The 20539-nt window shown below is 59.1% G+C and carries 22 protein-coding genes and 1 tRNA gene; 5 read left to right on the top strand and 18 right to left on the bottom strand.

Annotated features, from left to right (window positions below; genetic code table 11):
- Positions 1 to 13 precede the first annotated feature (13 nt).
- Genes trmD through ffh form a run of 4 tightly spaced genes read right to left on the bottom strand, consistent with a single transcriptional unit; the run spans position 14 to position 3112 of the window.
- Positions 14 to 718 (bottom strand): tRNA (guanosine(37)-N1)-methyltransferase TrmD, encoded by a 705-nt coding sequence (gene trmD, locus CPA56_RS04750; RefSeq protein ID WP_182040879.1) that lies wholly within the window; start codon positions 716 to 718, stop codon positions 14 to 16.
- Positions 715 to 1257: a ribosome maturation factor RimM gene (rimM, locus tag CPA56_RS04755; protein ID WP_182040880.1), complete on the bottom strand. Its 543-nt coding sequence runs from the start codon at positions 1255 to 1257 to the stop codon at positions 715 to 717. Before rimM ends, trmD begins: the two co-directional genes overlap by 4 nt.
- A 25-nt stretch (positions 1258 to 1282) precedes the next feature.
- Positions 1283 to 1636 carry a 30S ribosomal protein S16 gene (rpsP, locus tag CPA56_RS04760; RefSeq protein ID WP_043559767.1) on the bottom strand — a complete coding sequence of 118 codons (354 nt, stop codon included), beginning with the start codon at positions 1634 to 1636 and terminating at the stop codon, positions 1283 to 1285.
- A gap of 54 nt (positions 1637 to 1690) precedes the next feature.
- Positions 1691 to 3112, bottom strand: coding sequence for a signal recognition particle protein (gene ffh, locus CPA56_RS04765; RefSeq protein WP_182040881.1), 1422 nt, complete (start codon positions 3110 to 3112; stop codon positions 1691 to 1693).
- Between the two features lie 213 nt (positions 3113 to 3325).
- Here ffh and CPA56_RS04770 point away from each other — a divergent pair, with 213 nt between their 5' ends.
- From CPA56_RS04770 to CPA56_RS04780, 3 genes are all read left to right on the top strand, one after another.
- A complete protein-coding gene (locus CPA56_RS04770; RefSeq protein WP_229707402.1) occupies positions 3326 to 4078 on the top strand; it encodes an NAD(P)H-dependent oxidoreductase in 753 nt (250 codons plus the stop codon).
- A 67-nt stretch (positions 4079 to 4145) separates the two neighbouring features.
- Complete coding sequence (locus CPA56_RS04775; RefSeq protein WP_182040882.1) at positions 4146 to 5456, top strand: DUF2130 domain-containing protein; 1311 nt, start codon at positions 4146 to 4148, stop codon at positions 5454 to 5456.
- 551 nt (positions 5457 to 6007) lie between these two features.
- Positions 6008 to 6097, top strand: a tRNA-Ser gene (locus CPA56_RS04780).
- Positions 6098 to 6308: 211 nt separating this feature from the next.
- Here the strand turns inward: CPA56_RS04780 and CPA56_RS04785 are convergent.
- The 8 genes from CPA56_RS04785 to CPA56_RS04820 form a co-directional block, all read right to left on the bottom strand.
- Positions 6309 to 6572: a hypothetical protein gene (locus tag CPA56_RS04785; protein ID WP_182040883.1), complete on the bottom strand. Its 264-nt coding sequence runs from the start codon at positions 6570 to 6572 to the stop codon at positions 6309 to 6311.
- Positions 6573 to 6714: 142 nt separating this feature from the next.
- Positions 6715 to 7191, bottom strand: coding sequence for a 4-fold beta flower protein (locus CPA56_RS04790; RefSeq protein WP_182040884.1), 477 nt, complete (start codon positions 7189 to 7191; stop codon positions 6715 to 6717).
- Positions 7192 to 7226: 35 nt separating this feature from the next.
- Entirely contained in the window at positions 7227 to 7730 is a 504-nt protein-coding gene (locus CPA56_RS04795) for a 5-fold beta-flower protein (RefSeq protein ID WP_182040885.1), read from the bottom strand.
- A 121-nt stretch (positions 7731 to 7851) separates the two neighbouring features.
- Positions 7852 to 8409, bottom strand: a complete 558-nt coding sequence (locus tag CPA56_RS04800; RefSeq protein ID WP_182040886.1) for a DsbA family protein — start codon at positions 8407 to 8409, stop codon at positions 7852 to 7854.
- Between the two features lie 113 nt (positions 8410 to 8522).
- A complete protein-coding gene (locus CPA56_RS04805; RefSeq protein WP_182040887.1) occupies positions 8523 to 9839 on the bottom strand; it encodes a DEAD/DEAH box helicase in 1317 nt (438 codons plus the stop codon).
- A 273-nt stretch (positions 9840 to 10112) separates the two neighbouring features.
- The gene (gene metW / locus CPA56_RS04810) at positions 10113 to 10718 is read right to left on the bottom strand and encodes a methionine biosynthesis protein MetW (protein ID WP_182040888.1); all 606 of its coding nucleotides are present in this window, start codon (positions 10716 to 10718) and stop codon (positions 10113 to 10115) included.
- Complete coding sequence (gene metX / locus CPA56_RS04815) at positions 10708 to 11868, bottom strand: homoserine O-acetyltransferase MetX (RefSeq protein WP_182040889.1); 1161 nt, start codon at positions 11866 to 11868, stop codon at positions 10708 to 10710. Before metX ends, metW begins: the two co-directional genes overlap by 11 nt.
- Before the next feature lie 110 nt (positions 11869 to 11978).
- Entirely contained in the window at positions 11979 to 12437 is a 459-nt protein-coding gene (locus CPA56_RS04820) for a hypothetical protein (RefSeq protein WP_182040890.1), read from the bottom strand.
- Positions 12438 to 12930: 493 nt separating this feature from the next.
- On the opposite strand from CPA56_RS04820, the gene CPA56_RS04825 reads away from it, so the two are divergent.
- Both CPA56_RS04825 and CPA56_RS04830 read left to right on the top strand, forming a co-directional pair.
- Positions 12931 to 13965 carry a pesticin C-terminus-like muramidase gene (locus CPA56_RS04825; protein ID WP_182040891.1) on the top strand — a complete coding sequence of 345 codons (1035 nt, stop codon included), beginning with the start codon at positions 12931 to 12933 and terminating at the stop codon, positions 13963 to 13965.
- Positions 13926 to 14618, top strand: coding sequence for a hypothetical protein (locus CPA56_RS04830; protein WP_182040892.1), 693 nt, complete (start codon positions 13926 to 13928; stop codon positions 14616 to 14618). The genes CPA56_RS04825 and CPA56_RS04830 overlap by 40 nt, the downstream gene beginning before the upstream one ends.
- Before the next feature lie 98 nt (positions 14619 to 14716).
- Here CPA56_RS04830 and CPA56_RS04835 read toward each other — a convergent pair whose 3' ends face one another.
- From CPA56_RS04835 to CPA56_RS09605, 6 genes are read right to left on the bottom strand one after another with little or no spacing between them, the layout of a single operon-like run.
- Positions 14717 to 16549: a type IV secretory system conjugative DNA transfer family protein gene (locus CPA56_RS04835; protein ID WP_182040893.1), complete on the bottom strand. Its 1833-nt coding sequence runs from the start codon at positions 16547 to 16549 to the stop codon at positions 14717 to 14719.
- A 14-nt stretch (positions 16550 to 16563) separates the two neighbouring features.
- The gene (gene virB11, locus CPA56_RS04840) at positions 16564 to 17604 is read right to left on the bottom strand and encodes a P-type DNA transfer ATPase VirB11 (RefSeq protein WP_182040927.1); all 1041 of its coding nucleotides are present in this window, start codon (positions 17602 to 17604) and stop codon (positions 16564 to 16566) included.
- Entirely contained in the window at positions 17594 to 18763 is a 1170-nt protein-coding gene (gene virB10 / locus CPA56_RS04845) for a type IV secretion system protein VirB10 (RefSeq protein ID WP_182040894.1), read from the bottom strand. The genes virB11 and virB10 overlap by 11 nt, the downstream gene beginning before the upstream one ends.
- The gene (locus tag CPA56_RS04850) at positions 18760 to 19677 is read right to left on the bottom strand and encodes a TrbG/VirB9 family P-type conjugative transfer protein (protein ID WP_182040895.1); all 918 of its coding nucleotides are present in this window, start codon (positions 19675 to 19677) and stop codon (positions 18760 to 18762) included. The genes virB10 and CPA56_RS04850 overlap by 4 nt, the downstream gene beginning before the upstream one ends.
- Positions 19674 to 20366: a type IV secretion system protein VirB8 gene (locus CPA56_RS04855; protein ID WP_182040896.1), complete on the bottom strand. Its 693-nt coding sequence runs from the start codon at positions 20364 to 20366 to the stop codon at positions 19674 to 19676. The genes CPA56_RS04850 and CPA56_RS04855 overlap by 4 nt, the downstream gene beginning before the upstream one ends.
- Entirely contained in the window at positions 20366 to 20533 is a 168-nt protein-coding gene (locus CPA56_RS09605) for a type IV secretion system lipoprotein VirB7 (protein ID WP_182040897.1), read from the bottom strand. The genes CPA56_RS04855 and CPA56_RS09605 overlap by 1 nt, the downstream gene beginning before the upstream one ends.
- Between the last annotated feature and the right edge of the window lie 6 nt (positions 20534 to 20539).

A 20539-nucleotide genomic window follows, 5' to 3' on the forward strand; every position in this document is an offset into this window, starting at 1 on the left:
CCCGAAAAAAAACTCAACTCTGTTGCTGCTGTTCATACATGGCCCAGAGGTCCGGGCGGCGTGTACGGGTAACAGCGATGGATTTCTCATCTCGCCAGCGGGCGATCTCCCCATGATTGCCAGAAAGCAGGACGGGCGGAACATCCCTCCCCTCCCATGTGGCAGGCCGCGTGTACTGGGGGTATTCCAGCAGTCCGGCGGAGAAGCTTTCCTCCTCCCCGCTCAGGGCTGACCCCATCACACCCGGCAGAAGTCTCACACAGCCATCAAGGAGTGCCAGTGCCGGTATCTCGCCCCCGGAGAGGACAAAATCCCCCATGCAGACCTGTTCGACCGCATGTTTCTCCAGCACCCGCTCATCAACCCCTTCAAACCGTCCACAGAGAATGACAACGCCCTCTCCCTGAACGTACCGTGCGATATCCTTCTGCTCCAGACGGTGGCCCCGTGGTGTCGGATAGATCACCGGGCGGTCATCATCTGTCTGCCTCACGCTGGTCAGGGCATCATCCAGCACGTCCGGCCGCATGACCATCCCTGCGCCCCCGCCAAATGGCGCATCATCCAGGGCCTTGTGCACACCCCGCCCGAACGGACGAAGGTCATGCGGCCTGCAGGCCCACAGGTTCCGCTCCAGGGCACGTCCCGCAAGGGAGCAGCCCAGCGGACCGGGGAACATCTCCGGAAAGAGGGTCAGGATGTCAGCCTGCCATGTCATGAGCGGACTTCCACCTCACCAGCCAGATCCCCTTCCACTTCCACGGCTTCCGGCGGGACGACCACGAGGCGTTTCGCCTTCATGTCCACCTCCGGCACGCAGGCCATGGTGAAAGGAACCAGCTGCCCCGCTTCCAGCTCCAGACTGGTGCCAGCCCCATAGTCATGGACACTGACAACACGCCCCACAGTCTCCCCGGAAGCAAGGACGGCTTCCATACCGATCAGGTCGATATGATAGAACTCGTCCTCTTCCACATCCGGCAGAGCCTCACGGGCAACATAGAGCTTACGGTTCACCAGCTTTTCTGCCGCTGTCCGGTCCGGCAGGGGCTGTCCATCCTGTCCCAGGACGGCAGCGATGCCGGGTGCCTTCCAGCGTATCTGCCACACGCTGCCCGTCTCATCATGAAGAGGCCCGAGTTCCTCGAGCGTCTCGGGATGCTCCGTTGCCGGGTGCAGGCGCACGAGCCCCCGCACGCCATGCGGACGCCCTATCGTGGCGACCAGAACATCCTGATGTGAAGGACGGTGTGACAAGAAGAAATCTCCCGCTCAGGCCTGATCAGGCCTCGGCTGCCTTGGCGGCTTCAGCAGCCTTGGCAGCACGCTCCTGAGCCTTCTTCTTCGGAGCGGACTTCTTGGGCTGCTCACGGAAGGCCGGCTTCGGTGCCAGACCGGCATGGCCGAGGAAACGGGCCACACGGTCGGTTGCCTGGGCACCCTGCTCCAGCCAGTGCTTGATGCGCTCGTCGTTCAGACGCACGCGGTCGGCATGGTCGGACGGCAGCATCGGGTTGTAGGCACCCACCTTCTCAACAAAGCGGCCATCACGCGGGCTGCGGCTGTCGGCAACCACGATGTGGTAGTACGGACGCTTCTTCGCACCTGCGCGGGACAGACGGATCTTCAGGCTCATAACAACTCCTGCATCATCAGAACATTACAAAAAGACAGACAGCCAAGAGGACACTCAGCCAAAAGGTGGACGGCCTCCCGGACCTCCCATCCCCTTGAACATATCGCCCAGACCACCGGCACCCCCCATGCCACGCATCAGACCAGACAGGCCGCCCATCTTGTTGAGCCGCTTCATCATGGTGGACATCTCACTGAACTGCTTGAGCAGCCGGTTGACCTCCGGAACGCTCGTGCCGGACCCAAGGGCGATACGCTTTTTGCGTGACGCCTTGATGATCTCCGGTGCGCTGCGCTCCTGTGCCGTCATGGAGGAAATGATCGCCTTGTGACGGTTGAAGATGGACGTGTCCAGATCCTTCCCCGCCAGCTTATCCTTCAGCTTGCCCATGCCCGGCAGCATGCCAAGAATGCCGGAAATGGAGCCAAGGCGATTGATCTGATTGATCTGCGAGACATAGTCATTCAGATCAAACTTGCCGGCGAGCATCCGCTTGGCAACACGCTCACCTTCTTCCTGATCGAGCTGCTCGGACGCCTTTTCCACCAGCCCGGCGACATCGCCCAGCCCCAGAATGCGCCCGGCAACACGCTCGGGATGAAACTCTTCGAGAGCCTCCATCTTCTCACCGGACCCGGTGAACTTGATGGGCTCCCCTGTCACGGCCTTCATGGAGAGGGCGGCACCACCGCGGGCATCACCATCCATGCGGCTCATGATGACGCCGGTCAGGCCGATCTGGTCCTTGAAGGACTGTGCGGTATTGACGGCGTCCTGCCCGGTCATGGCATCGACGACCAGCAGCGTCTCCACAGGCTTCGCCACGTCACGGACCTGACGGACCTCATCCATCAGGGCCTCGTCAATGGCCAGACGCCCTGCGGTGTCGAGAATGACGATGTCGAAGCCTTCACGACGCCCCGTATCCAGCGCACGGCGGGCGATCTCGACCGGCCCCTGCCCCTGTTCGATCGGCAGGGAGGTGACCAGCCCGTTCGTGCGTCCACCCACCTGCTCGGCGATCTGCTGGAGCTGGAGCTGGGCCGCCGGACGCTGCACGTCCAGACTGGCGAGCAGCACCTTCTTCCGCTCACGGCTGGCGAGACGGAGGGCCAGCTTGCCAGCGGTCGTGGTCTTTCCCGCCCCCTGAAGGCCGACCAGAAGATAAGGAACAGGTGCCGGAGCCGACAGGTTCAGCGGCACTGCACCAGCACCGCCCAGAGCCTCGATCAGCGCATCATTGACGATCTTCGCCACGGCCTGACCGGGCGAGACGCCATCCAGCACCTCACCGCCGACAGCACGCTCCTTCACCTTGCTGACGAAGCTGCGCACCACCGGCAGGGCCACGTCGGCCTCCAGCATGGCCAGACGGACCTCGCGCATGGCCTCGGTGACGTCACCCTCCGAAAGCCTCTCCCCACGGGAAAGACCTTCGAAAACTTTCGACATTCTGCCAGAGAGCTGCTCGAACACGGGCTATCCTTAATTCCATGACAAACGCGCCACTGCGCGAACCCTCGCGGAGTGACGTGTCCGTAAACTCCCTACGCCTTTACGGCCTCCACCGCCCTCCGTCAAGCAGATTGTGCGGAAACGGAACCAGGCCCTGGGCCGTTGCCTCCTCCCGCACGGGAGCGTAGCCTGCCGGGAAACGGTTTTGCCGAACGAAGCAGAAAGGTCCATGCCATGAATGTCCTTCTCGTCCTCGCCCATCCTGAACGCCACTCCCTCAACGGAACCCTGGTGGACATCGCCACCCGTGAGCTGACCTCCCTCGGTCATGACGTCCAGCTTTCCGACCTGTACCGGATGGACTGGAAGGCGACCGTCGACCAGGCCGATTTTCCGCATGGTGCGACCGACCCCCTGAATGTCGCCGCCGCCTCCGCCCGGGCCTATGAAACGGGACAGCTGACGGATGACGTGAAGGCGGAGCAGGAAAAACTCCGTTGGGCCGATACCGTCATCTTCCAGTTTCCCCTCTGGTGGTTCTCGGCCCCGGCCATCCTGAAAGGCTGGATCGAGCGCGTCTTCTCAGCCGGGTTCGCCTACGGCACGGGCAGAAGCTACGGCGATGGCTGCATGAAAGGCAAACGGGCCATGCTGAGCGTGACGATCGGCGGCACGGAGCATGACTACTCCGCCCGGGGCATCTGCGGCCCCATTGAAGACCTCCTCTTCCCCCTCACGCACGGCACGCTCTTCTATACCGGCTTTGCGACCCTGCCCTCTTTCCTCGTGTACAGTGCCGACCGGCTGGAAGAACGTGGCGAAGGCTTCTCGGAGCTTGTGGACCGCTACCGGGAGCGTCTTGCCACGCTGGAGACAACAGCCCCCATCCCGTTCCGTTCGGCCGCCAGTGGCGACTACGACCTCAGGACGAGAGAGCTGCGCCCGGCCTGGAGGCTCCGAACACGGACGGCTTCAGGCTGCATCTGAAAACGACGCCCTGAATCCGCCTCCTGAGCCACTCTTTCCTTCCCGCTTCTTCCCGAAAGGCACCAGCGTGAACAAACACGACATCACCTGCCCCCACTGTCACAAGTCATTCTCGCTCGACAATGCAGGCTATGCCGACATCGTCAGGCAGGTCCGGGACAGGGAGTTCGCCCGGCAGGTTCAGGAAAAGCTGGAGGCGGCGGCACAGGAAGAGCAGCTTGCCGCAGAACGGGCCAAATTTGCCCATGAACAGGAAATGCATCAGGCCCTCCACGCCCGTGACGCTGAAATACAGGCCCTGAAAAATCAGATCGAGCGGCACGAGGCGGACCGGCAGGCCGCCGCCTGCCTCGCCGAAGCTGAAAGGAAAGCCCAGCTACAGGAAGCCATGCAGGCCAAGGAGACGGAGATCCACCAGCTTCAGGCCCGGCTGGCGGCCGGTACGGCGGAAAAGGAACTGGCCGTCACCAAAGCGGTTGAGGCTGTCCAGAAGGAGCGGGACACCCTGCAAAACACGCTGAAAGAGGCGGAACTGAAAAATACTCTCGCCGCCTCCCGGCTGAAAGAGCATTACGAACTTCAGCTGAAGGACCGTGATGAGCACATCGAACGGCTGAAAGACATGAAAGCCCGCCTCTCCACCAAGATGGTTGGTGAGACGCTGGAGCAACATTGCGAGGTGGAGTTCAACCGGGCACGGGCGATGGCTTTCCCACGGGCCTATTTCGAGAAGGACAATGACGCCCGCTCCGGCAGCAAGGGGGATTACATCTTTCGGGATGCGGATGAAGGCGGAACGGAAATCATCTCCATCATGTTCGAGATGAAGAACGAGGCTGACGGCACCGCCACCAAGAAGAAGAACGAAGACTTCCTGAAGGAGCTGGACAGGGACCGCACGGAGAAGAAGTGCGAATATGCCGTGCTTGTCTCCCTGCTGGAACCCGAGAGCGAGCTGTACAATACGGGCATCGTGGACGTGTCACACCGCTATCCGAAGATGTACGTCATCCGCCCGCAGTTCTTCCTTCAGATCATCTCCCTGCTCCGCAATGCCTCCACCAATGCGCTGTCCTACAAGCGGGAACTGGAGCTGACACGCCAGCAGAATATCGACGTGACCAACTTTGAGGAGAAGCTGGAGACGTTCAAGACCGGCTTCGCCCGCAACTATGACCTCGCCCAGCGGCAGTTCGGGAAGGCCATCGAGGAGATCGACAAGTCCATCTCCCATCTCCAGAAAATCAAGGAGAACCTGCTCAGTTCAGGCAACAATCTGCGACTGGCCAACGACAAGGCCCAGGACGTCACAATCAAGCGGCTTACCCGGGGAAATGCGACGATGAAAAGAGCTTTCAAAGCCCTTGATACCCCCTGAAAGCACAAACAAGAAGTTGAACACTGTTTCAGAACTTGCCTTCTCTCAAGCTAGGTTGTATACCTCGAATTCAGACAACGACCCTGCTGAAAAAAACGGCAGGCTAGGAACTGGTACTTCCTAGCCTGCCAACGTGAGGAACACTCTACATGCCCACACCTAGCACACCACGCCAGCATACAGCGAGCACTTTCATCATAATAATGCTAATGTTGCTTCCTACCCATTTTTCGTGGGAACCACCGCATCCAGCTGTATGGATTAATCTTCCCATCACCGTCACGCTAAATCTCTAAACTGTCTTTACCCCGCCCTTGCGGGGATGGCCCGTTGAACACTGTTTCTATCGGGTTAGCTAGAAACTGTTCCTCGCCCTAGCGGGGATTAGAAAGGGCCGCTCCACCAATGGGGCGGCCTCTCCTTTTCACGACCCGCCATCAGCATCAATCGCTGCTCCACCGCTTGACGCCTTACAGCTGAATCAGTATCAGGAACCGTCTGCACATTCTTACGGGAAGGTAGACGGTGCCCCTGCTTGGGGAACAGACGACGGATGGGTGTCCGAGCGGTTTAAGGAACTGGTCTTGAAAACCAGCGTGCGTGGAAGCGTACCGTGGGTTCGAATCCCACCCCATCCGCCACAAGGCAGACTTCTCACAAGATCATCTTTTCACCGCTGATGAGAACTGGCCCGCTGGGGCGTGCCTTTCGTGCTGACCTCCTCTTTGAGGCCGGTCAGGCAGGCACTACGGAGGCTCAGCCGGGGGCCTCGATTGCACCTTGAAAGCATCAAAAAGCCTGCCCTCCCTCAGGGGATGGCAGGCCCGTGACAGTCTTCATGTATGGAACCAGTCAGCCCCGGTGATCGTGTTCGGCCCGTCTGCCCAGAGCCGTGATGTGGGAGGCTTCCAGCCCGTCGGGGTTGTGATGGGCCTTACGGGCAATGTCACGTTCCTCATCCGTGGCGTGTTCGCCACTCTTCAGAACATGGTCCGCCAGTCGGATGACCTCATCCTTCGTCAGCAGCTTCGGTGTATGGATGGCCTTGCGGGCCAGTTCATGCAGGGAGCTGCTGGCATGAGGTGCCTTGTGCTCGTGAGATGCTGTTGTCGGCATGGTCTCAGCCTTTCATCATGAAGACCCTGCCGGAACAGGGTCCGTTATCCCCTGCTGGAGAGAGACATCATCAGTCCCACCTCCACGGTGAAAGTTTGCCATCCAGACAGCAAGCGCACTTCATGCAGGGCTGACCTGCGTTTCAGCCGGGCATCCGGCCAAGCAGCGTGAGCATCCCTGCCGTACGGTCTGCTGGTGGCACACGGCCCACAACACGCCCGGTCACATCCGTCAGGGTTCCATCCCGGGCAATGGACCCGACCGAATTACCGGCGGGACCATAGACACGCCCGCCATCATCAATCGAACCAATGACGTCGCCACGGGCATCAAACAGGCGGCCGTCCCGACTGACATGCCCGACAGACCGCCCACGCACGTCATACAGGCCCCCATGTTCGTCCATGTGGCCGACCATCCTGCCATGACCATCGGTGAGATAACCGTCCCGGCTCACATAGCCGACTGTCCTGCCTCCGACACCATAAACGTCACCGGCCCGCTCCGCCCCGGCCTCCGCAGGGTTCTGGTAATCATACGTGGTCGCAACGGCATCGTGAAAAGGCAGGCCCACGACGCCCAGCCAGGCCGCCATCACCAGCACTCCAAAATACTTCATGAAAGACTCCCTGACATGGACCATATGAAAATCAGTCAGCGTGGCAGGCGGTGCAGAAGGATAAGCGCACCCGTCATCCGGTCCGTGCCGGAGAGCCGCCCCCCCGGACCGTCCTGATCGATACGGCCGATGGATGAGCCATCACGGTCCCGCAGGGTGCCGTCACTGTCGATTCTGCCAACCCAAGACCCATCACGGTCCCGCACGGTTCCATCATCCTCCAGACGCCCGACAGACAAGCCATCACGGTCCCGCACGATCCCGTCCCTGTCCATGCTGCCGACCGAAGACCCGTTACGGTCCCGCACGGTTCCATCATCAAGACGCCCGACAGACGAACCATCACGGTCCCGCAGGGTGCCGTCCCCGTCGATGCTCCCCACGAGAGTCCCGTCCCGGTCCCGTACGTCACTGGCCTGCCAGATGTGAGCGGCAAGACCTAGCCCGCCATCACCGGCCACGGCCTGCGCCCCTGCGGAACCCGCCATGCCGACGGCCCCCAGCCATCCCATGACCATCACGATACCCGCACGGCTCATTGTCTGCTCCCCTGAACAAATGACTGTCTCTTTCCCTCACTACAGCACTCCACATGAGGCGCATGTTGCCACCCCATGAAGAGTGCGTAATGATCATGCATGATCCGTTACCGGACCAGCCTCACCCCAGCAGTGCGGCCCACTCCTCGACGGACTGTCCGCTCTGGAAGCGGTCATCCACGGCCCCATCCAGCATGACGGTCGGGGAGACATGGATGCCATTCTCCCTTGCATGGCGGGCATGTGCCTTCATCGCCTCCGTCACGCCCGACAGCCGGAAGGGCCGTGCCAGATCAAGCCGGGCATATACTTCCAGACGGACGATCAGTTCATCTGGCGTGGTCTGCATGTTCAGCCCCTCGCAGTGCTGGGAGAACTCGAACTCCTCCCTGTGATCACCAATCGTCCGCAGGGTATGCCACGCCCTGTCCCGTCCGTCCGGCAGGGCGGCGGCAGCCAGAATGCAGCGTGTCAGAATCCCCGAAAACAGATGCCACGGCTGGGAATGGAGATGGACCTGAAGTGTCAGCCTCTCCTCCCCCACATGGGCCAGAAGCGGCATAAGCTTGCGTGAGGCCCGGACGCTGAAAGGGCATGTCGGCTCCAGAAAAACCTCCAGTTTCTGCGGCCCATGTCCCCAGACCAGTTCGGCCGGTTTCGCCCTGTCTGCATCATTCATGAAATCGCTCCTCTTCCAGAAATCCGTTCACCCACTTTATGGAAGACTTCATACGAAAACAGCCCCGCATGATGCGGGGCTGTCTGTCCGTGCGGGCATGTCTGCCAGACCGTTCAGGAAGAACGCCGCCTCCTGTTTCTGGCAGCTCCCTGACCTGATGCGGCTGGACGGGAGGCAGCCTGCGGCCGGGGCGAACGCCCCCGCCCGCCTGCATGGCCACCGCCGCCACGGCCACCACGACCGCCCCGTCCACCACCAAGAACGGGCGGCGGCAGGGTGGAGTTCTGCGCCTCCGCAGAATGGTAGGGATGGTCCGTGATCACCGGCACGGCCTTGCTGATCCGCTTCTCGATCTCCCGCAGCCAGGCACGCTGCTCGGCATCACAGAGCGACACGGCCCAGCCTTCACGACCGGCACGGGCCGTACGGCCGATGCGATGGACATAGGCTTCCGGAACGTTCGGCAGGTCGTAATTGAAGACATGCGACACTTCATCCACGTCGATGCCACGGGCGGCAATGTCCGTCGCCACCAGCACACGGATCGTGCCATCACGGAAACCCTGCATGGCCCGTTCCCGTGCCCCCTGGGACTTGTTGCCATGAATGGCCGCTGCCGGGATGCCGTTCCTGTTCAGGAACTCGGCCACCTTGTTGGCCTCATGCTTCATCAGGGTGAAGACCACAGCCCGCACGACCCGGTCATTATTGACCAGCATCATCAGGGCTTCTTTCTTCGCCGTTGAATCCACGAACAGGACGGCCTGCCGGATGCGGTCCACCGTGCTGGATTCCGGCGTGACCTGCACCGTTTCCGGGTTCTTCAGCAGGGAATGGGCCAGATCACGGATGGAGGGCGGCATGGTGGCGGAGAACAGCAGGGTCTGCCGCTTCTCCGGCAGGCGGGCCACGATGCGCCGGATGTCATGGACAAAGCCCATGTCCAGCATACGGTCCGCCTCATCCAGCACCACGATCTCCAGCGTGGAAAGGTCGATATGTCCCTGCCCCACGAGGTCCAGAAGACGGCCGGGAGCGGCAACCATGACATCCACGCCACGCTTCATCGCTTCGACCTGCCGGTTCTGCCCCACGCCACCGAAGATCACGGCATGGGAGAACTTCATATGCCGGGCATAGGCGGCAAAATTGTCACCAATCTGCGCCACAAGCTCCCGGGTCGGTGCCAGAACCAGCACACGGGCACCCCGGGGGGACGGCCGGCGGGGATGCTCCAGAAGATGGTTAAGGATCGGCAGGGCAAAGGCGGCCGTTTTCCCTGTCCCTGTCTGGGCAAGCCCCAGAAGATCTTTCCCTTTCAGAAGATGGGGAATTGCCCCGGCCTGAATGGGGGTTGGCGTTGTGTAGCCTTCTCCATCTAGGGCCTGCAAAATGGGGGCCGCCAGACCGAGAGCTTGAAAACTGCTCATGATTTTTCCTCAAAACCGGCGTCACTCCAGCAATCCATCTGGCAACACCGCATAAAATGGACGTTCGAGCCTCCCACTGATAAGAGGTTCCTGCTCGTCCTGCCCACAAATAGGACTATGTTTGTCTTATAACAAGGGGAAAATCGTCCTGCTCCCCCGATGACCCCTTTCCCACGCCAGACAGATCGCCCCATGACCGTTCCAAAAAGACGAAAAAACAGGTCGTTACATGATGACGGCCCGTTCCATGAAGTCTCTGTAATCCGGCTCTTTCTATCGTGTCCTGCGGCGCAGGAGGAACAGGCCCTGCTCACCAAACAGATTGGCAAGATGAGGTGAGCACCCTGCCAGACGAGACTGCCTGTTGCCGTTGACAACCATCCACCGGCAGACCTCATACCCGTCTTCCTCGCACAGGGCGAAGAAGTCGTAAATCGTGCAGGGATGGATGTTGGCCGTCTCATACCAGGGGGTCGGCCATACGGACGTCATGGGCATCCGACCCGTCCGCAGCAGATGCCAGCGCAGACGCCAGTGCCCGAAATTGGGAAACGACACCAGAGCCGAACGGCCGATCCGCAGCATGTGCCGCAGGACATCCCGTGGATGTTCCACGGCCTGAAGCGTCCGCTGAAGCACGACATAATCAAACGTGTCATCCGGATAGTCAGCCAGCATGGCATCAGCATCACCATGCATGACGGGCAGCCCATGAGCCACGGACTGCGTGACAGCCTTCATGTCCAGCTCCAGCCCCTGGGCATCGCAGCCTTTCTCCTGCGAGAGATGACCGATCAGGCTGCCATCTCCACAGCCAATATCCAGCACACGGCTGTTGGGGGCAACCATGCTGGCAATCAGTTCCTGGTCAAACCGCATTGGCCTGCCTCCCCTCCGGCAGACCGGCATGGCGGGCCGCACCATTCAGGAAGCCACGCACGGTCCGGTCGAAATCAGGTTCTTCCAGCAGGAAGGCGTCATGCCCCCGGTCGCTGTCAATTTCCACAAAAGATACATGCCCGCCAGCCTGATTGATGGCCCGCACCAGAGTGCGGGACCGGGAGGTCGGGAAAAGCCAGTCCGAACTGAAGGACACGACACAGAAGCGGGTTTTCACCCCTCGGAAGGCTGCCGAAAGGCTGCCCTCATGTTCACTGCCCAGATCGAAGAAATCCATGGCCCGGGAAATGCTCAGATAGGAATGGGCATCGAAACGGCGCGTGAAATTGGACCCCTGATACCTCAGATAGCTTTCCACCTGGAACATCCCGCCAAATGGCAGGGCTGCCAGCGGATCGTTGGGTCCCGGCATGGTTCCAGGCCGGATTTCACGACCGAACTTGCGGGTCAGGGCCTCTTCGGACAGGTAGGTGATGTGCCCCACCATTCTGGCCACGGCCAGACCACGGGCCGGGATGACGCCATGAGCCTGATAGTCCCCGCCATGCCAGTCCGGGTCCGCATAGATGGCCTGACGGCTGACCTCGTTGAAAGCGATGTTCTGTGCCGACTGGAAGGGTGACGTGGCGATCGGCATGGCGGCGAAAACACGGTCCGGGCAGTCCGTGGCCCATGTCAGCGTCTGCATTCCCCCCATGGACCCGCCAATGACGGCAAAGAGCCTGTCGATGCCAAAATGATCCACCAGCTTCACCTGGGCCGCCACGATGTCATGCATGGTGATCGGGGGGAATTCCTTGCCCCACGGCTGGCCCGTCCCGGCCCGCACCGTCGTGGGGCCTGTGGTCCCCATGCAGCCACCCAGCACGTTGGCGCAGATGACGAAGAAGCGGTCCGTATCAACCGGCAGGCCGGGACCTACCATGCGGGACCACCAGCCCGGTTTTCCCGTGACGGGATGAGGGCTGGCTACGTACTGATCCCCCGTAAAGGCGTGACAGATGACGATGGCATTGTCCCTCCTGGGGGAGAGGGTTCCATATGTCTGGTAAGCAACCTCCAGCGGAGCAATCGTCTCCCCACATTGAAGGGTGATCCCCTCGGGGAAGGTTATGGACTGGGCTTCCAACTTCAGCTCCGGCGATCTGTAACAAGAAGGCCGTATAAGAACACCGCCACTGCCGTGGTTTCAAGCCGAAACAGCACGATATTCCAGATAAATACGCCCTTCCGTCCAGCTCATTCAGCCGCTTCCATCATCTCCGGATAGTTGTCCTGCGCCAGGGCCGGCATCGGCATTCTCTCGACGACCGCCTCCTTCCTGCGTACGGGCAGCCAGTGACCATAGGCGGCCAGAGCCAGACCGAGATGCATCAGGGCCTCACCCAGTTCTGAATGCAGCGTCTGTTCCTCAGGGGCATTCTGCATGTCGGCCAGAATGTCCAGAAGGCGGGCCTCCGTCGTGGAGCATTCCAGCGACGCCGTACCGCAGACGGCATGCAGGAAAAGGGCCTTGAAACGCTCCTGAAGGCGTTCGGCCTCCCTTCCCAGCAGACCGGTCAGGGACATGGAACGCCGCCAGCAGCTCGGCCCCAGCAGATAGCGCAAAGCCCACAGAGCCGTCTGTTCTTCCCGGGCCAGTGTATTCATGGACGTGCCATGACCGTTACGCTGTTCTGCAATCTGAATGATGCTCATGAGGCCTCTCCCTCTCTCTGCGAGTTGCTTCATGAATGACGTTAGATGAGAACACTTCTCACTTTCAATGAAAAGATCATGAACAATGCCGCCCTTCTCCTGACGGGACACATAAAGAGCCGAGAAAACAGCGGATTATTGTTGTTATTAAAGTTTTTTATAAGCCGTCGACTCTGAGAAGAAGGAGACACAATATCCTGTGGTTTTCTTGAGCGACTCACACAAGATGTCGTTCCCTTCTGCGAAGCTTCCTCCCTCGGGCAGCTTTTCCGTCATGAACCTCATCCCCGGCTCCGGTACCTCTGCCTTCTGTTCAGTGACATTAATATACAGGTGTACTGATATTACAGACAGTATTACCCGTTGCCCCCTAATACTGTCATGTCACCAGACAGAACGGCGACCTCACGCAACGGCAAAAGCAACATCCTGTTATCCCTATTTTAACGGAATAGAACCTAAGCTGCTGTCCTCCGAATGAGGCAGGGTTCAGATGTCAGACCACGCACAACATGATTACTTCTTAAAGCAGGTAAAAACCAAAGGCCAACAACCAGAAGATGAGCCCCATATAAAAGAAAAGCCTCGGCAGGAACAGCTTGCCGAATATCCACATTCTTTCCCTCCGCAACCTGAGCACGGTCTGACCACAAGGGATCATGGGTTCGTCTATGAACATGCGCAAGATTACTTTTTGAAACAGGTAAAAGCCAAAGACCGACAACCAGAAGATAAGCCTCATGTAAGAGAAAAGCCTCGGCAGGAACAGCTTGCCGAATATCCATGTTCTTCATCCCCGCAACCTAAGCACGGCCTGACTACAGGAGATCGTGGATACGTCTACGATAACGAAGGTGGTCTACCGAGTATGCAATTGAATGGTTATTATCCTGGAGGCGGCAACTCCGGTGTAACAGTCGGCCATGGCGTGGATCTGGCACAGCATACACGGGAAGAATTTAAAAGAGCCGTCAGGGCCGCGAAAGATGTTCCTGAAGAGTTGCGTACGAGAGTAGAGAAGGTACTCGACAGAATACCTGATGTACTTTTTGCGACAGGCCATGATCATAAGGGCCTCCACGGCAAAGAAGTTTCTCGTTACATGAGCGTAGATACGAATGCCCTAAACCTCAGACATGATGAAGTGGACTGTCTGTCCAATATCACCTTCAACCAGATTACAACCCAAGCCCAAAAACGGTTTGACAGAAACAGTCAGACTCCTCATGCCTTCGATAATCTGTCTGAACCTGTCAAGACGGTCTTGGTAGATCTGTCTTACATCATGGGCTCAAACTTTGGGCAACCCAGCAGCAATAAGCAAAAACAGGATCTCTATCAGGAATTTCTGGAAGGGAGAATCACCAAAGCAGCCGATGACTTAGAACGCTATTTCCCGAACATCATTGGGAAGCAAAGGGCCAAAAACGATGCACAAGTCCTACGAGGCGACATCAGTCTTCTACGCAAAGAATCAGGAGAAAACGTATGCAGCACACCATCCATCGCTCCAAAACGCTCCTTGTAATAACCGCTCTTCTCGGTCTGGCCAATGTCACAGCAAAAGCCGCAGACACACAGCTCTCATGTCGCTTCGAGCATCCAGACCGCATGCGCTACAAAGTAGCCGCAGCACAAGGCCTCTCCGACTTGAGACTCCCATTGGATTATCCAAAATATACATTCTGGCTGGAGGAATTTAGCAAAAAAGATAGCGACAGATTCATGAAATGCGAGGAAAGCTTCAAAAACTCCGCCAGATTCCATGCTCTCAACAGGAAGCTTCAGTCATACCTGATGGAAAACTACAAAGCGTCAATCTCTGGCGTCGGCATTGAAGGAGGCGATTTCCGCAAGGGTGATTTCCTGATGTTCTCATCATGCCAGCCTCACGCCTGTGTCACCAATGTCCACACCGACATCTTCGACAAGGATGGGAACATGGTCAGCGTGATCCTCTACCAGTATCCATCCGACGCCGAAGGCGGGGCAGCGGGACAGGCCATCGCCGACGTGCTGAGGGGCAGACATTCCATAAACTACTATCCCCTTGAAGCCTGGGTCTTCATCCGCAGGGGATATGACACACCAGGACTGCGCGACTTCATCACAGATGCCGTTCCTTACTTCAGGCGAAACAGTCGCACGACACTCCTTGATATTCACAACATCTCGAACTGACCAACCACGAGACCACTGTTGAGCACCACCACAACGGAAGCCGGTCACGCCAACCGAGAAAGATTTTTTTCTCCGGTAGCGTACCGGCTTCCACCATGTCACCCTGAAGATTTTCCAAACCTGCTGGCCGCAATCTTTTCCCGGATTTCCGGACGCCTGAAATAGATGGGAACGCCACACCGCAGGGGACTGGCCCCCCGCACGACGACAAACGCCTCATCAACACGGGTATTGTTCAGCAGCTCCTCACGACGAATGAGCGGACGGCTCATTTCACTGTAACTGACATTCGTTCCATGAGACCTGCTGCCGCCACCCAGCCCCTTGCCGGAGCTGCCCTTGTTGCTGCCGCCTGATGTCGCCACGACGCCATAATTCCCGAACGTCTCTTCCAGCTCCTTGGCTGTTTCAAGGTCGGAAATGGCCACATACGTGCGGTGCACCGCCGCATCATACCAGGCCCGCTTCCCCTCACGCCCCCACTGTTCTTCAAGCTGGCCGACGGACTGGTACAGGAGACGCAGCGTTATGCCGTATTTCCGCCCCGCATCACGGGCTGTCGCCATAATGCGCATGGGCCCAAGGCGGGCCACTTCATCCAGCAGAAACAGCACGCGGTTTTTGATCCGGCCATCCGCCTCATAAACAGAATTGAGCAACGCCCCTATGATGGTACGGCCAATTTCCGGCGTGTTTTCCAGCGCACGCAGGGGCAGCTGAACAAAAACATCCATCCCGCCATTCATGATGTCTGACGACCGGAAACTGCTGCCGGATACCAGCTCGGCAAAGGCCGGGTTTGACAGCCACGACGTCTTGTCATCCGCACTGCCATACACTCCTGAGAATGTCTCTTCCACAAGACCCATGATAGCCCCTGCTATCTGACGGGCGTAGGTGGAGACACTGGTCTCATGAATGATCTTCAGAAGGGCCCGCACGTCATCCTGTGGCATGCTGAGGCCACTGCGAAGCGTACGCAGCGTTTTCCGCTCCGCTGGCAGGTCCGGATCATACAGCATGTGCGCCAGAAGACATGTTATCAGGTTGCGTCCCTGCCGGTCGAAGAAATCGCTGCTGGAATCCTTCTTGCCTCCACCACTCTCCCGACATATCCAGGACACGACGTCCTGAATGTTCGTGATGGCCTCCGGGGAATTGATGTCAATCCAGTCAAGAACATTGAAACCTACTCCCCCGCCGAGGTTCAGCTCATGGACCTGATGGCCGAGCGATTCCCTGAACGGCCTCAGCATCGGCCCCAGTTCCGTACTGGGATCAAGCACGACCACGGACCCGGTCCAGGTCGTCAGCGTGGTGACCGCCGACGTTGACTTGAAGGACCCCGGCCCGGCGAAAACCAGACTGTGTGTCGAACCACTCTCACATGGATCAATCAGAAGCGGTGCACGTCCCCCCATCCCCCATGTCTTGGAATCCTTGGGCATGAACGGCAGCCGTGCCCCCCTGTCCTCATCCACACGGTAGGCCTCGCCCACAACGACACCACCATATTCAGGAGACGGCCCCGGGAAGAGCATCCGGGCGAATTTCATGGTCATCCATTCCGCATGACCATGATTTCCCGTCACACCCCTGACCGACGCACGCACGCCACCGCCGGACAGGGAAGACCGCCGAAACAGCTGGGCCATGCTACGGCGGGCAGCGGCGGCGATGATCACGGCCATCACCAGAATGGCGGCGCAGCCTGCCCCCGCCCCGATCTTCAGCCAGTGCACGACGACCGGATTGTCCCGCCCATAATAGAGGTAGAGCCACCATTGATAGAATGGATAATCAAACGAGCTGAAAAGTCCCGTCCCTGCAAGGAAGACAAGAGAAGCGACAACCGTCCATCCCACAAACGCCAGCACGATGCCAGCCATGATCCGGACGGTCATAGCAGGAGACCAGTTTGCGAAAGCCATGCCCTATCCCCCCTTCAGTACCGTGTCAGCAGATCGGCCACGGTCTCTTTGTTGCGGCGTGCATCAGCAGCGAGCCAGACCTCCCCGATGGAATAGACCTCACCCGTCGTTTCAAATGGCACGATCACATCAATGGCCGAGGACAGCATGTCCACGAGAGTCTTGTCCTCAAGAGCTGCACCCTGCGGCGACCCCTTGATGAGTGAAAACAGCTTCTTGAAGGCCTGAACCGGATTGGCCCCGTGAATGGTGGAGATGGAGCCCGGATGACCGGAAACGACCTCATTGAGGTATGTCCAGGCTGCATCATCACGCATCTCGCCCAGCAGGATACGGTCTGGCCTCATGCGGAGGCTGGCATGCAGGAGATCTTCCGCACTGACGGAATTGATGCCCGTGCCCGATTTTGAATAGAGCAGCCGCACATGGTTCGGATGCGGAATGATGAGTTCCGGTGTATCCTCAATCGTGATCGGCCGTTCATGAAGAGGTATTGCCGAAATGAGCGTCCTGCTCATCGTGGTCTTGCCAGAGCCCGTGGCCCCACACAGCAGCATGGTCAGGCGGTTGCGTACACAGGCCGCCAGAAAGGCCTCAATATCTCCACTGTCATAATAGCCCAGAACTTCCTCATGCCGTTTTTCTTCGGCTTCCGTCCTGTTCTGCCAGCGGTTCCACCGTGAGATGTCATACCGTTTCGTCACTGAAGCGAGTTCGGCCACCCTGTTGCTCGGCCGGCGGATGGTCAGGCTGACCGTCCTGGCCGGTACCGATGGAGGCAGACATATCTGAAGGCGTTCACCACCGGGCAGTTCCGTCGAACATAACGGGTGCCGCTCCCCCACATCCTGTTTACGCAGGGCCCCGGCCAGAATGGCAATGTCTTCCAGGTCCTCATATGAGAGTGGAATCTCGTACTGGGTGAACGTGCCCTTCTGGCGGACGAACACCTCACCCGGCCGGTTGATGCAGATCTCCTCCGTTGCCGGGTCCTCGAGCCATACCGCCAGTGGCTTCATCAGCCAGCGGAGCTGGACTGCCGCCTCACTGACCATAACCACCTACCGTTGTCCGCAGCTCGTAAATTCCCGAGAAATCCAGATCACGCGCCACAAAGATCGCCACGGTCTTGCCCTGAGACTTCTCACCCGTGGGCTGGATATTGAGACCGGCCTGGAGTGCGGAGTTCGCAACCGTCTGTCCGTTCGACTGGAACGAATTGAAATAGGAGCCGCCGTTGCTGCCAGAGGCACCAATGCGTGACGCCGCCTCCACGCCGACATCAAGCGCACCCTGAATCACGCTGAGGAGAATGGCACTGCCGAAACGCTTCCACCAGTGATTGTTCACCGTCACGCCGACACCACTCTGTCCGAGTTCATCCGTAGCCGGAGAATCAAGCTCGATGACGCTGTGTTCAGGTGTTTCGGCACGATCCCACACGACGAAAACCCGATCCTCACCCTGCAACAGGCCATGCTGCATTTCGCCTGTCACAAGAGTTCCCTTGTCGAGCAACACGACATTGCCTGTCGTGCTGCGGATATCCATCGGGACCACGCATTTCGTGTAGCCTGCCAGCTGGGTGTTCAGGCGGGTCTGCAGAATGCAGGGAATGATCGTCCCCTTCGTGATGAGAAAATCCGGATGCGGAAGCATGTGCGCCTGCGAACCTGCAAGCAGGGTCGGCTTCAAATTGGCGGCCAGAGGGCTACTCCCGGTTCCACCAGCCTGCTGCTGGAACTGTCCCCCTGAAGCCGGTACCTGCTGCCCACCCGCAGCCGACGAAGCAGCGGCAGGTGCGGCAGGCGCAGAAGCTGCCCCTCCCGCTTCGCCTGAGGCCGCAAAAATCGGACTTTCAGCCGGGTTCATTTCATGGCGGGTCGAGCGGGGAGCTACCAGAGGCATCCGCTGCAGCTGAGGCTGAACGGGCATGGGCACGGGCGCAGGTGCTGGCGGCGGTGGCGGGGCTGGTGGAGCACTGCGCAGGTGGTACCCGGTCGACACCGTGGCCCGCTGGACAGCCACCTGCTCGGTCTTCTTCGGTCCGTCACCGGCCCGCAGCCAGACAAAACCCAGCATGATCACCGCAACCAGGGCGGCGATACCCACCTTCTGCCACGACGTCAGTTCCCGACGGGTCTCGTCGGAAACCATGGAGCCGCCCTGATTGATGGATTCAGGGCTGTCATGATTGTCCTGCCTGTCGCTCATTGTGCCCCCTCCTTCAGCACCCGCCTGACATTCGGGCTGATCGTGTTTGTTCCAGGATTATGACCAACAGGGTCGAACGCCCTGTTGAAAAGGCACAGGACGGTATTGCCATCACGCAGACGCCACCGGGGCGCAACATGATCCGCAATGACCAGAGTGCCCCAGCCCGCCGGATCATTCTTCACACTGTAATTTGCCGTGGATTCATGCCCGTCAGGACCAATGAAGAAGATGGATGGCAGCCGGACATTGCCGGGAAAATGGAACACCGTGACATTGCCATTGTCCCACATCTCGAATGGAAGCAGGGAGCGGTCACCCTGCCCCACATACTTCCAGTTCTTTATGCCAAAGTTGGGGTCTCTGGTTTCACGCTCCATCCGCTCATGCGCCAGCTGCATCTCGAGCTGACGGGTACGGGCTTCGACCTCTTCCTGCTCCCTCTTCTCACGGGCGGCGACCTCGGCCCGGCGTGCGGCGGCCGCATCCCCCGGATAAGTGAACTGGACGCTGTAATAGATGCCATCCGTCGAATTGGCGAGTGTTTCGGCCGGGACGGTGGCCACCTCAAAAACATAACGACGGGAGCGGCCCTGATCATTGCGTGTCAGGACAATGACCGGCTGGAGGCTCAGCCCGTTTGTCGCCTTGAAGAACAGGTAGCTGCCGGCCGGAGCCGCCTTCAGATGGATGCTGTCACTGACGGCAACCCGGTCAACGGTCTCATGCGCCCCAAAGCCGACGACCAGCGTCGCACCGACCGACGTCGAAAGATGCACCACCTGATCCGGGACATACGGCACGTACCGCATTCTGGTATCATGACGGCTGGGCAGCGGGTCCTGCTCCGCATGGGCCGGGACGACAGACAGGCCAGCCACAAGACCCAGAACAACAACAGCAAGACTCTTCATTGTACGCCATCCTCTGACGACTGATAGGACGAGATGATCACACCACCCGGGTTGCTCAGGCGGGCCTTGGGGGGGATGTCCTGCACCTTCATGATCTGCACCGTCGCGATCCAGGTCGTTTCCACCGGTTTGGCACCCTCCATCGACACCCGCCGCCGGAAACGCACCTGAATGACGTTTCCGCCAATCGGTGCCATCGACAGCTCCTCGACATCAATCTGGCCCCTCTGCCCCACCGTGACCTGGGGGCTTCTCGGGTTGGGGAAATTGAACCAGTTCTGGTAGGCATCCCGCACCGCATCCGTGCTCATGAGCGATACGGTGTCATAGGCATACTGGGCGGTCGCATAGGTGTATCCTTCACGGAGCCGCACGTACTGCCAGACGGCAGCATTGACGACCGCATCATCCATGGTCTTCGGCAGGCGTGACATGGAGATCTCGCTGTCCACGGTACCATCCGGGCGGACCCAGAGCGGCATCGGAACAAGCTTCTCCAGCGGGAAAAGAGCCACCACGGACCAGACCAGACCAAGATTGGCCAGCATCGAGAGTGTCAGGCCGACAACAAGAAACTTGTTGATGCGGGTGACGGCCCGTGCACGTGCCTCCTGAAACGTCTCGACCTTTTCATAATATTCGGCGAGCCTCTCTTTCGGGACGGGCGGAACAAACAGGTCCTTGCTCATCAGCGGCTCACCTTTTCCTGTTTCGTCAGATCTGCCGGCTGTGCTTTCCAATGTCCCGTATTGAGCTGGAAAACGGGCCCCTTACATTTCGAAACCGGATCATGTCCGCTGCAGGCCGCCAGAGCCAGCAGCATGAAAACGACAGACCCTGTTCTGATGTTCAACATCAGGAT

The organism is Bombella mellum (assembly GCF_014048465.1).
Classification (GTDB): Bacteria; Pseudomonadota; Alphaproteobacteria; order Acetobacterales; family Acetobacteraceae; genus Bombella; species Bombella mellum.